The organism is Prevotella nigrescens, from assembly GCF_031191185.1.
Taxonomy (GTDB): Bacteria; Bacteroidota; Bacteroidia; order Bacteroidales; family Bacteroidaceae; genus Prevotella; species Prevotella nigrescens.
In genome coordinates, this window is the sequence record NZ_CP133465.1 from 1,086,941 (window position 1) to 1,100,076 (window position 13,136).

Consider the following 13,136-nt stretch of genomic DNA (forward strand, 5'->3'; position numbering starts at 1 on the left):
ACGATGAAGCTAAAACATATTATTTACGGTTTACTGGTGGTTCTTTTAGCAGTTTCTTGCCGCGAAGACGATACCATTATCTACCCTTCCGAGCATAACATCGGTGAAGTAACGCACACGAAATATGCAGGTCTTTACATCTTGAACGAGGGCAATATGGGGTCTAACAAGGCAACGTTAGACTTCTTGGACTTAGATTCAGGAAAGTATTATCGCAATATTTATCCTTCGCGCAACCCCAATCAAATCAAGGAACTGGGCGATGTGGGCAACGATGTTCAGATTTATGGAAACAGCTTGTGGATTGTTATCAACCAATCGAACAAGGTTGAAGTTGCCAATGCCCACACTGCGGTAAGCAGAGGGCACGTAGATATTCCCAACTGTCGCTATCTGGCATTTCAAGGAAAGTATGCCTACGTCAGCTCGTATGTAGGAAAGATAAGCGAAAAGAGCGTTTTGGGTGCCGTTTATAAAGTAGACACTGCCACATTGAAGGTTGTGGACAAGTGCACGGTGGGCTATCAGCCCGAAGAACTTGTAGTGCAAGACGGCAAAATATACGTTGCCAACAGCGGAGGCTACAACGGAATGTCGTCGTTGGGCTACGACCGCACCGTGAGTGTGATTGATTTAAACACCTTCAAGGTTACGAAAACCATTGATGTAGGCGTCAATCTGTTCCACCTTCGCAGCGATAAATACGGTAAATTGTGGGTTTCGTCGCGTGGCGACTACGACCAAACACCTTCAAACCTCTATGTTATCGACAACGACAAGGTGGAAGATGTGCTGAATATAAAGATAGACGGCTTCGATATGATAGGCGATTCGCTCGTTTCTTATACCAACCAGCAGGGCAAACCCATATTCAAGGTGGTAGATATACGCACCCACAAGGTGGTGAACAGCAACTTCCTGAAGGTGCCAGAGAAGTATCCGATAAAGATTGCCTACGGTTTAATAATCCACCCCATTACCGGCGACATCTATGTTATGGACGCAACCAACTATGTTTCAAGCGGAAAACTATTCTGTTTCGATAAATATGGAAATTACAAATGGCACACGCTCACGGGCGATATACCGGGGCACGGGTGCTTTTTATTAAGAAACTAAAAGTATATAAACAATGAGAAGATTTTATTTATCAATGGCATTCGTGTCATTATCAGCACTTGGATTTGCTCAGAACTCACCTTACATAAAGGCAGTAGATGAGTATGTGCCCGCACCGGGACAGTTTGTAAACGAGTTGCCTAAACTTACCGAGAACGATACGCCCGAAACGGCAGCACAAGCCTGCACCAAAGAACTTGCAGGCGATAAGCAAAAAGGTCTTATTACGTTAGGTGCTTACGGTGGTTACATCACTTTTCACTTCGACCACCCTGTGATAAACGTCGAGGGTGCGCCCGATTTCGTTGTCTATGGCAACGCCTTTGACGGTAGTTCAGAGCCAGGAATAGTAATGGTAATGAAAGACGAAAACGGCAACGGAAAGCCCGACGACACGTGGTATGAACTATCGGGAAGTGCCGATGTAGACAGTGTAGGCAAGGTAATATACAATTACGAAATCACCTACACGCCAAATCCGATGCAGCCAATACCTTGGACCGACAACCAAGGCCATAGCGGAGCAGTTCAGAGAGTAGGCGGCGACTATGGTCATTTCCAAGAATATTACCCACTTTGGATTAACAAACCGCTCACCTTTAAAGGCACGTTGCTGCCCAAAAACAGTTATTTCAACAGCCAAGGCTGGTGGGTACAGAATGCCTTGCGCTATGGTTATGTAGACAATCTGCCTAACGAAAAGACCGAAGGTTTTAACATAGAGAACGCAGTAGATGCCAACAGAAAGCCTGTAAAGTTAGACCAAATAGATTTCGTGCGTGTATATTGTGCCGTAAACGACCAATGTCCTAAGCCAAACTGGGTGGGAGAACTTTCTACTGAAGTAAAAGGTGCGGAAGACTTGCACCCTACTGCTGACAAGATTGATGCACCACTCAATTCAAACGAGGAAACAACCGTAATGGCTATTTACACCATTGAGGGCAAGCAAATAAAGGAATTACAACGCGGACTGAACATCGTGAAGTTGGCAAACGGCAAGGTAAGAAAGGTTTTAGTGAAGTAAAACAAGCATAAAACGATTTACATAATGAAGAGGAAACGGCAATGTCGCTAAAGCAGACCTGCGACTTGCCCTTCCTCTTTTTTGTTTCTGCTTTCGTGTAAATGTGGTTTCAAAAAGCAGAGATTGCATAAATGTTTTGGTAGGCGAAACATGTGCATAGAAACAAAAAGACACAAAGGGTAAACATTGCTACAGTTATCATTCACACGGAATTTATAGAATAAGCGGTCTGATGCCGATTTAGATTTAAGGTTTCAAAAATCTGTTCCCCTACATTTTCTCACTACTTTCTCACCCGATTGTCAGCTAAAAATATAGAAAAATAGTTTGCAATTTTAAGTTCTGATACTACCCGCTTTTTGAAACGATACTACTTTTTTGCAAGAACAATATTTTTCTTTTAAGTAAAACGATAGTACTTTTTTCAGAGAACGAACTGTGGATTTGTAAATAACTGGATATCAGTAGTGTGTGTCTGTCGAAACAATCTCGGTTTTATGGTAAGATTATGCGTTGCAAAGATATTATTCGACAGATAGCTCCTTTCAAGGAATATAATCATCGGATAAGAATTTCCATCTATATTTTATAATAAGAAAGCATGCCATATTGTCGGCGAATAGAGTCGGTAGAGTCTTTATCTGTCTTTATTGGATACCGATGAGGAAAGCCATATATCTTTTTTGTATAATGTGGGGAACAGAGAAAGCCAGAAATACCCTGGAACCATCGGAAACGATATTCATGGGCATGAGGATTTTGTAAAGTCATGTTCATAATTGTTTCAGCTCTAACAATCCTTAAAATATTGTTTTTTTTCGGTTTTACGAGTTTGTATGTCGTTTTTTCTTTGTACTTTTACACCCTAGAATAACAGCCAACAAATGCTTAAAACGAAAATAAATGCCGTTTAAAGCAATTTTCCTTAGATTTTAAAAGGTTGTTGAACAACAAAAGCAATAGATAAAAGTACAAATAATAATGGACGAAAATCAGACAATAGACCAAGATCGCATCTTGAAGATAAACATTGAGGAGGAGATGAAGAGTTCTTACATCGACTATTCCATGTCGGTGATTGTGGCTCGTGCGCTTCCTGATGTACGCGATGGTTTTAAACCTGTGCACCGTCGTATTCTCTACGGTATGCGCGGCATAGGTAACTTTAGTAATCAACCCTATAAGAAGTGTGCACGTGTCGTAGGAGAGGTGCTCGGAAAATACCACCCACATGGCGATTCTTCGGTCTATGGCGCATTAGTACGCATGGGACAGGAGTGGAACATGCGCTACAAGCTTGTGGACGGACAGGGAAACTTTGGTTCTGTCGATGGCGACTCACCGGCAGCTATGCGTTATACGGAGTGCCGCTTGGCAAAGATGGGCGAGCACGTCATGGACGACATAGAGAAAGATACGGTGGATATGGTGAACAACTTCGACGACACGTTGAAGGAGCCCGCCGTGATGCCGACCAAGATTCCAAACCTGCTTGTAAACGGAGGCAATGGTATTGCCGTGGGCATGGCGACGAATATACCTACCCATAACCTGAACGAAGTAATAGATGGGTGCTGTGCTTACATAGACAATCCCGATATAACAGTCGATGAATTGATGCAGTATATACCTGCGCCAGACTTTCCTACGGGCGCTTACATCTACGGATTGCAAGGTGTAAAAGATGCTTACGAAACAGGTAAGGGACGCGTCGTGATGCGCGCAAAGGCAGAAATAGAAAGCGGAGACCAGCATGACAAGATTGTTGTAACCGAAATTCCATACGGTGTAAACAAGCAACAACTGATTGAATACATTGCCGACTTGGTGAAAGAAGGTAAGTTGGAAGGCATTTCAAACGTGAATGATGAAACCGGTCGCCAAGGAATGCGCATCGTAGTAGACGTGAAACGCGATGCCAACGCCAACATTATCCTGAACAAACTGTTCAAGATGACAGCCTTGCAGAGTTCATTCTCTGTAAACTGTATTGCTCTTGTAAATGGTCGTCCACGCCTGTTGAGTCTGTACGATTGCGTAAAATACTTTGTAGAGCATCGCCACGACGTAACCATTCGCCGTACAAAGTTCGAGTTGAACAAGGCAAAAGAACGTGCCCATATCTTGGAAGGACTGATTATTGCCTGCGACAACATTGATGAAGTGGTACACATCATTCGTGCAAGTCAGACTCCTGCAGAAGCTCAAACCAATTTGGAAAAGCGCTTTGAGCTGGACGAACTACAGTCAAAAGCCATTGTAGACATGCGCCTGTCGCAACTCACAGGCTTGCGTATGGATCAGTTACATGCCGAATACGACGAATTGATGCAGACCATAAAGGACTTGCAGGAAATTCTCGACAACCCAGAGCGTTGCAAGGAAGTGATGAAGGAAGAACTCCAAGAAGTGAAAGAGAAGTATGGCGATGCCCGTCGTACCGAAATCATTCCAGACGAGCACGAGTTCAATGCCGAAGACTTCTATCCTAACGATCCTGTAGTTATCACCATCAGCCACCTTGGCTACATCAAGCGCACACCGCTTGCCGACTTTAAGGAGCAAGCACGTGGCGGCGTAGGGTCGAAAGGTGCACGCACGAGAGATAAGGACTTCACGGAATTCATCTATCCCGCAACCATGCACCAGACAATGTTGTTCTTTACGAAGAAAGGACGTTGCTTCTGGATGAAGTGTTACGACATTCCTGAAGGCGACAAAACATCGAAAGGACGTGCCATTCAGAATATGTTGGCACTCGACCCAGATGATAGCGTAAATGCATTCTTGCGTATAAAAGGCTTAGACGACGAAGAGTTCCTCGACTCACATTATGTAGTATTCGTTACAAAATGCGGTTTAGTAAAGAAGACGTCGCTGCGCCACTACTCGCGTCCACGTACCAATGGCGTGATAGCCATCAACATAAATGAAGGCGACGAAGTGGTAAATGTACGTTTGACAAACGGTCATAACGAACTCATCATAGCCAATCGCAACGGTCGTGCGTGTCGTTTTAACGAAGAGGCAGTACGCACAATGGGACGTGTGTCTACGGGGGTGCGTGGCATGCGCCTCGACGAGGACGGCGACGATGCAGTGGTAGGTATGATTGTTGTAAACGATGCTGAAACTGAAACCGTAATGGTTGTATCGGAAGAAGGCTACGGAAAGCGTTCAGTCGTGGAAGACTACCGACTTACAAACCGTGGCGGTAAGGGTGTGAAGACTCTGAACATAACCGAAAAGACGGGAAAATTAGTTGCAATAAAGAATGTAACCGATGAAAACGATCTTATGATTATCAATCAAAGTGGAATCGTTATCCGTCTTTCTGTAGCTGAATGTCGTGTTATGGGACGTGCTACACAAGGTGTTCGTCTTATCAACCTTGCAAAGAAAAACGATGTTATAGCATCGGTGTGCAAAGTTATGAGTGCCGAAATGGAAGAGCAGGTTGAAGAGAGAGGGCATTCGCAAGCAGATCAACAGAATGAGACTTCTTGTTCAAATGAAGCGGATGTAGCTGATGACGACAATCAGACAATACCGCCATCGGTAGATTTCGAATAAAATAGAGAGGGTCTTAAGCGTTATTGAAGAAGTGCATATATAAAATAAACATAAAGCAGGAGACTTAATAACGAATATTAATCTTTAAATTATAAACTAATATGAAAAAAATGATTTTGGCAGTAATGATGTTAATAGGAGCATCTGCTGCATTTGCTGGCGACAGCGAACCATTGAAAGCTATCTTAAAAGCTCAGAACTACGCTGAAGCTGCTAATCTTTTGCAATCTACTTTAGAACAACTCGCAGGCAACGAAGAGAAGGCTAAAGCGTATAATCACCTTTACGAATTAGCAATGAAGAAGGTAAATTATGAGCAAGGCATTCAGCTTGAGAACGAAACCCAGAAGCAAATGGGTAAAGAAGGCAACAAACCTGTAGACGAAAAGGGACTCTATGCTGCCGTAGATGCTGCTTTTGATTCTGGTGTTCAAGCCATTAAATACGATAATATGCCAAACCAGAAAGGCAAAGTAAAGCCAAAGTTCACTGCCTTAGTAGAACGCGTGTATAAACTTCGTAACGATTTGATTAACGGAGGTGTCTATTATCAAAATAAAGATGATAAGCAGGCATATAAGTATTTGGCCGAATATGTAGAGTCAGCAGATTATCCTGAATTCGTAAAGTTTAAGGAACAAGACCAAAATCTGTCTGAAATAGCTTACTTCGCATCTGTTTATGCTTATCAGAACAACGATTTTGCAAAAGCAGAAAAGTATATTGAATATGCAAAAGACAACAAGGAACGTGCAAAAGAAGTGCAGAACTTAAAATTAGCAATCTTAGGTTCACAACTGAAGACACGTCAAGACTCTCTTGCATACGCAGACAAGCTCGCTGCCATCTATGCACAGGACGAGTCAAACGAGGCGCTTCTCTCAACATTGGCTTCTACTTACAATGCACTGGGTTTGGGCGACAAGGCAATGAAAGTTATCGACGACCACCTCGCAAAGGACCCGAACAGCTACAGCGCACTCGTATTGAAAGGTCAGTTCGAAAGTATTAAGAGAAATTACGACGGTGCTGTTGAAGCATTGAAGAAGGCTCTTCCATTGGCAAACGATGAAAGTGCGCAGATTGCTATCAACGCTTCTATCGGTCAGTGCCTCTTCTACAAAGCGCAGGAACGTGTGATGGCTGTGAAGAATTTGACCAAAGAAGCACGTGCACAATTCAACGTTGTTTACAATGAAGCCATCTCTTATTTGGAAAAGGCAAAGGCTCTTGATACATCAAAACAGAATAAAAACTTGTGGGCATCTCCTCTTTATGGAAGCTATTACTTTGTAAAGGGGCCTCAGGCTCCAGAGACAAAGGCCCTTGCTGCCGATGCCGGTTATGCTGAATAACATAATGTGTCTCCCTTTTTGGTATCTCTTCATACCAGAGAGGGAGATTTATTGTAAATCTCATCTTGTTCTTTTAGTAAGATGAACTGGTCTCTAATGAAAGAATATGAGATTGTATTATTAAGATGAAGGCTTATGGGGAAATTAACAATATATGTTTTATTTTTATCTTTCTGTTCTTTGTCGGCACTGGCACAAAACAATAAAATAAACGCTGAGAAGTTTAATAAACAAGCTGAAGCTGCATATCAACGTGTACAATCGAATACGGATAGGGATTCACTCGCAATCTATCGTGCTGTGGTAGATGGAATATTATCTTCGTTAAAATGCGATGAATACGATCGGATGCCTAATCGTAAAGGTAAAGTGAAGCCAGAGTTCAGTGAAGAAAATTTGCAACGTGTAACAACATTGTATCCCATGTTGATAGATGCAGGGCTGTTCCTGCTAAAAAATAATTATACAAAGATGGAGGGGCAGAAAGCTTTAGAGCTTTATCTGACAACGAGAACTAATCCTTTGGTAGCAGATATTCCTGATGAAAGCGGTATCGCCGCCTATTATCTGGCCTACGACTATTTAAAATTAAGAAACTTCAGATTAGCAGAAAAATATGCTAATATAGCCATACTATATGATGAAACAGCGCAGCCTGCTGTAGAAGTGAAAACAGAATGTATGGGAGAACAGATGAAAAATGCCGACGATTCGTTGAAATATCTTGCTGTTTTGGCTAAGTTATACGAGACAGAACCCACCAATACCAAATATTTCTCATGGTTGATGAAGTTTTATCAACATTCCACAGCTCGGTTTAATATAGAGAGTTTTATAGATCATCAGCTGGTAAACGACTCAAAATCTGCCATTCCGTGGATACTGAAGGGAGAAATAGCCATGCAAGCGGGAAGATGGGACGAAGCTATTGAAGCTTATAAAGTAGCTGATGAACTTTCACCAAACTTAATTCCTGTGGCTTTTAATATAGGTGTCTGCCTAAATATGCGAGGATTAGAGATAAGGAATGAAGTGTTGGAGAAACAGAAGGAAGGAATGCCAATACAGGAAGATGAATATATGTTATATTTCGCTGATGCCCGAAACTATCTTGAAAGGGTAAAAGCAAAAGATCCTCGACGTAATAAAGTGGACTGGGTAAATCCTCTGTACATGGCCTACACGATGTTAGGTGATAAGATAAAGGCGCAAGAATTAGAGGGCTTGACTAATAAAGGTAATAAGTGATAAGAGATAATTTAAAGAAAATATTGCTTTTTGTGTTTATATTTAACTCTGTGTTATTATATGCACAAAAGAAACAGTTAGCAGTAGCGCGCGAATTACTGAAGAGTGGGAAGGAGCTGGCGAAGGCCGAGAAGTCTATGCAAACTTTATTAGACGATTCAGTAAACCGGACCAATACAAAGATTTGGGTAATGCTTTGTGATGTTTTGACAAAGCAATACGAGCAAGGCAACGAGAAATTATATTTGAAACAAAAATACGATACGGCGGCTTTTTTCTCTGTAACGAAACGAATGTATGAAACAATGGCAAGTTTCGACTCTGTAGATGCCCGTTTAGATACGCCCACTCCTGTGTCCCCTAAATATAGGGAACGCCATGCCCAATTGCTCAATTCTATTCGGCCAAATCTCTTTAATGGGGGCACATACTTCCTCCATCTGAAGAATTACAAGACTGCTTACGACTATTTCGATAACTATATACGGACCGACAAGCAGTCGCTTTTTACTGGTTACGATTATGAACACAAGGACGCTTTGATGCCACATGCGGCATATTGGGCAATGTATTGTGGCTATAAGCTTAAAGATACCGAGAAAACAATGCGTCATTTGCGTTTAGCCGAACGTGATACTTCTATGTTGAACTTTGTACGACAGTATGAAGCCGATGCTTATTTGGTACAGAAAGATACCGCAAGATATCTTAAGGCTTTGCAGGAAGGTTTCAAAGAATATCCCAAATTCGCATTCTTCTTTCCTCGTTTAGTAGAGTACTATGTTAAAAAGGGAGATAATAAGGTCGCATTACAAATAACTGATGAAGCTTTAGATACGGATTCTACAAGTGTGTTGTTCCGTTTCACAAAGAGTACAGTACTGCTTAATCTTGGGAAATATAAAGAATGCATAGACATTTGCCTGCAACTTGTAAAAGAGAATGCTAATTTTGCCGATGCCTATTGCAATTTAGGATTGGCGTATTTCGACCAGGCAATAGAATTGGCCAAAACTCAACAGAGTCGCTCTAAACGTGCAAGAATAAATAAACTGTATGAAACGGCATTGCCCTATCTTGAGCAATACAGAAAGTTGGCTCCGAAAGCGCGAGATAAATGGTTGGCACCGTTATACACAATTTATTTGAATCTGAATATGGGAAAAGAATTTGATGAAATAGACAAACTACGAAATGAAACAAAATGAAATAATAAAGAAGTTAGGTTTAAAGTTAAATCCGATGCAGGAAGATACTTCAGAAGCCATCTTGCATTCAAACCGAGATGTTATCGTGTTATCGCCGACAGGTTCAGGGAAAACCTATGCTTACTTGTTGCCATTGATACAAATGTTGGATTCTACAAGCAACGATGTGCAGGCTGTCGTTTTAGTACCAGGGCGAGAGTTGGCCAGGCAATCGGCAAATGTAGTTCAAGATATAAAATCAGGATTAAAAGGAATGGCACTCTATGGTGGCAGGCCAACTATGGACGAGCATCGGGAAATGCGCAGCGTAAGACCGCAAATCCTTTTCGCTACTCCAGGCAGGCTGAACGACCACTTGGACAAAGGAAACTTAGTACCAGAAAGCATTAAATGGCTTGTTATCGATGAGTTCGACAAGTGTTTGGAAATGGGATTCCAAGATGAAATGCAAGAAATTGTCGGTAAGTTGCCAGCCATAGAACGTCGCATCTTGCTTTCTGCGACCGAGTCTGAAACCATTCCTAAGTTTGTTCATGTTGGCAGAAACATACGTGTGGACTACAGAGACGAGGACGAAGAGGTGTCAGAACGCGTCCGGCTGCACATCGTCCGCAGTGCGGAGAAAGACAAACTGGAAACACTTTCCAATCTGTTAAGATACTTGGGCGATGAAAGCAGCATCGTGTTCTTGAACTATCGGGACGCCGTTGTCCGCACTGCCACTTATCTGAAGGAAGCAGGTTTCGATGTATCTATGTTCCATGGAGGTTTGGAACAGAAGGGGCGCGAAGCTATGTTGTATCGCTTTTCAAATGGTTCAACAAACATTCTTGTAAGCACCAATTTAGGCTCAAGAGGGCTAGACATTCCCGATGTAGATAATATCATTCAGTATCATCTTCCCGAGAACGAGGAGGAGCATGTACACAGAGTAGGTAGAACGGCGCGCTGGGACAAGCAGGGCAATGTCTTCTTTGTGCTTGGCCCAGACGAACAACTGCCTGATTATGTGCAACAGAAGGTAGATGTAATGGAACTCCCTGATGTGTTACCTGCCATAAAACAGGCCCGAATGACGACATTATACATAGGCAAGGGAAAGAAAGACAAGATATCAAAAGGCGACATAGTTGGCTTCTTGTGCAAGAAAGCAGGGATAGAACAAACAGACATAGGCAAGATTGATGTGATGCCACGTTACTCTTATGTGGCTGTCTCTCGTACGAAAATATCTCAAATATTGAAAATGACGAAAGGGGAGAAAATAAAGGGGATTAGTACCGTTGTGGAAGAAGTCCACTAATAGTTGTGTTATAATGTAGTGTTATTTGCAGTTTATAAACAAAATAGAATGACCAGACTATAAAGTATAATACAAAAATATGCTTAAATATTTGTCTATGTCAGATAAAATCTTTAATTTCGCAGACGTATGACTAAGTCTATACACCCTTTTGAGGAATATAATGATATAATAATAAATAAGTTCAACTAAAAAATTAAGACATCATGAAGAAGTACAATTTTGGTGCTGGTCCTTGTATTCTTCCACGCGAAGTAATAGAGAAAACAGCAAGTGCTATCTTGGATTTTAACGGGATAGGTCTTTCAATCGCTGAAATTAGCCACCGTTCAAAAGATTTCCAACCTGTAATGGATGAAGCAATGGCTTTGGTAAAGGAAATATTAAATGTTCCTGAAGGCTATTCAGTGCTGTTCTTAGGTGGTGGCGCATCGCTTGAGTTCTGCATGATTCCTTTCAACTTCTTGGTAAAGAAGGCTGGTTATTTAAATACTGGTGTATGGGCAAAGAAGGCAATGAAAGAAGCTAAATTGTTTGGCGAAGTCGTTGAAGTTGCATCGTCTGCAGACGACAACTATACATATCTTCCAAAGAACTTCAATGTTCCAACAGATTTAGACTACTTGCACGTAACAACCAACAATACAATCTATGGTACCGAATATCATAAGGATTTAGATGTGCCTGTTCGTTTGATAGGTGATATGTCTTCAGACATTTTCAGCCGTCCAGTAGATGTTTCTAAATACGACTGTATTTATGGTGGTGCACAGAAGAATCTTTCAATGGCTGGTGTAACATTCGTTATAATCAAAGATGATGTACTCGGGCGTGTACAGCGTGAAATACCTACAATGTTAGATTATCGTACACATATTAAGAAAGGTTCAATGTTCAACACTCCTCCTGTTGTTCCTGTTTATACCGCATTAGAGAATCTTCGTTGGATTAAGGCTAACGGTGGTGTAAAAGCAATGGCTAAGCTTGCAAAGGAGCGTGCTGATATTGTTTACGGTGAAATCGACCGCAACAAGTTGTTCCGTGGTACTGTCAAGTGCGAGGAAGACCGTTCTTACATGAACATCTGCTTCGTTCTCAACGATGAGTATGCAGAACTTCAGGACGAGTTCTTCAAGTTTGCTACCGAAAGAGGTATGGTTGGTATCAAGGGACACCGTGATGTTGGTGGATTCCGTGCAAGCTGCTACAATGCAATGACGATAGAAGGCTGCAAGGCTCTTGTTGAAACCATGAAAGAATTCGAGGCTAAACACTAATTAAGGTTAATATAGCAAATGCACGGATAGACCCATGAAAGGTTATATCCGTGTACTTGCATTATAAAATTTATTACTATGAAGGTTTTAATTGCAACAGAAAAACCATTCGCAGCAGCAGCTGTTGAGGGTATCAGAAAAGAAATTGAAGGAGCAGGACACGAACTTGCGCTTTTAGAAAAATATACAGAGACAGCTCAGTTATTAGATGCTGTTAAAGACGTAGATGCACTTATTATTCGTTCAGACAAAGCTACAGCAGAAGTTTTTGATGCAGCCAAGAACTTGAAGATTGTTGTTCGTGCTGGTGCTGGTTACGATAACATCGACCTCGCTGCAGCTACTGCACACAACGTAGTTGCTGAAAACACTCCAGGACAGAACTCAAACGCAGTTGCCGAACTTGTTTTAGGTCTCCTTGTTTATGGTGCTCGCAACTTCTACAACGGTAAAAGCGGTTCTGAATTGATGGGCAAGAAGCTCGGTATTCTTGCATTTGGTAATGTTGGTCGCAACGTTGCCCGCATTGCAAAGGGCTTCGGTATGGAAATTTATGCTTACGATGCATTCTGTCCAAAGGAAGTTATTGAAGCTGCTGGTGTTAAGGCTGTTGATAATCAGGACGCTTTGTTCGAAACTTGCGACATTGTTTCTCTCCATATTCCTGCAACTCCAGAAACAAAGCAGAGCATCAACTACGCTCTCGTAAACAAGATGCACAAGGGGGCAACTCTTATCAATACTGCTCGCAAGGAAGTTATCAACGAGCCAGAACTTATCAAGTTGATGAATGAACGCGAAGACTTGAAGTTCATTACCGACATCAAGCCAGACGCTGACGCAGAATTTGCTAAGTTTGAAGGTCGTTACTTCAGCACACCTAAGAAGATGGGTGCTCAGACAGCAGAAGCTAACATCAATGCAGGTATTGCAGCTGCAAAGCAAATCAATGCTTTCTTTGCTAACGGTGATACCAAATTCCAAGTAAACAAATAATATTTAAACCCATATTGCAGATTATTAGGA

Annotated in this window: 10 protein-coding genes; 9 read left to right on the forward strand and 1 reads right to left on the reverse strand. The window is 41.9% G+C overall.

Features of this window, described 5'->3' with window-relative positions; genetic code table 11:
• Nucleotides 1-3 precede the first annotated feature (3 nt).
• Both RDV52_RS06800 and RDV52_RS06805 read left to right on the forward strand, forming a co-directional pair.
• Nucleotides 4-1,119, forward strand: a complete 1,116-nt coding sequence (locus tag RDV52_RS06800; RefSeq protein ID WP_004366373.1) for a YncE family protein — start codon at nt 4-6, stop codon at nt 1,117-1,119.
• Between the two features lie 13 nt (nt 1,120-1,132).
• On the forward strand, nt 1,133-2,146 hold the full coding sequence (locus RDV52_RS06805) for a hypothetical protein (RefSeq protein ID WP_040556821.1): 1,014 nt from the start codon (nt 1,133-1,135) through the stop codon (nt 2,144-2,146).
• 579 nt (nt 2,147-2,725) lie between these two features.
• Here RDV52_RS06805 and RDV52_RS06810 read toward each other — a convergent pair.
• The gene (locus RDV52_RS06810) at nt 2,726-2,923 is read right to left on the reverse strand and encodes a hypothetical protein (RefSeq protein ID WP_147278292.1); all 198 of its coding nucleotides are present in this window, start codon (nt 2,921-2,923) and stop codon (nt 2,726-2,728) included.
• A 204-nt stretch (nt 2,924-3,127) separates the two neighbouring features.
• On the opposite strand from RDV52_RS06810, the gene gyrA reads away from it, so the two are divergent.
• From gyrA to RDV52_RS06845, 7 genes are all read left to right on the forward strand, one after another.
• Nucleotides 3,128-5,719: a DNA gyrase subunit A gene (gene gyrA / locus RDV52_RS06815; RefSeq protein WP_004366365.1), complete on the forward strand. Its 2,592-nt coding sequence runs from the start codon at nt 3,128-3,130 to the stop codon at nt 5,717-5,719.
• A gap of 101 nt (nt 5,720-5,820) precedes the next feature.
• Entirely contained in the window at nt 5,821-7,074 is a 1,254-nt protein-coding gene (locus RDV52_RS06820; RefSeq protein ID WP_004366364.1) for a hypothetical protein, read from the forward strand.
• Nucleotides 7,075-7,209: 135 nt separating this feature from the next.
• On the forward strand, nt 7,210-8,322 hold the full coding sequence (locus RDV52_RS06825) for a tetratricopeptide repeat protein (protein ID WP_004366362.1): 1,113 nt from the start codon (nt 7,210-7,212) through the stop codon (nt 8,320-8,322).
• Nucleotides 8,319-9,530, forward strand: a complete 1,212-nt coding sequence (locus RDV52_RS06830) for a tetratricopeptide repeat protein (RefSeq protein WP_004366360.1) — start codon at nt 8,319-8,321, stop codon at nt 9,528-9,530. Before RDV52_RS06825 ends, RDV52_RS06830 begins: the two co-directional genes overlap by 4 nt.
• A complete protein-coding gene (locus RDV52_RS06835) occupies nt 9,517-10,833 on the forward strand; it encodes a DEAD/DEAH box helicase (protein WP_004366359.1) in 1,317 nt (438 codons plus the stop codon). Before RDV52_RS06830 ends, RDV52_RS06835 begins: the two co-directional genes overlap by 14 nt.
• A 206-nt stretch (nt 10,834-11,039) precedes the next feature.
• On the forward strand, nt 11,040-12,110 hold the full coding sequence (gene serC, locus RDV52_RS06840) for a 3-phosphoserine/phosphohydroxythreonine transaminase (RefSeq protein WP_004362039.1): 1,071 nt from the start codon (nt 11,040-11,042) through the stop codon (nt 12,108-12,110).
• A gap of 78 nt (nt 12,111-12,188) precedes the next feature.
• The gene (locus RDV52_RS06845) at nt 12,189-13,106 is read left to right on the forward strand and encodes an NAD(P)-dependent oxidoreductase (RefSeq protein ID WP_004366358.1); all 918 of its coding nucleotides are present in this window, start codon (nt 12,189-12,191) and stop codon (nt 13,104-13,106) included.
• The last annotated feature ends 30 nt before the right edge of the window (nt 13,107-13,136 follow it).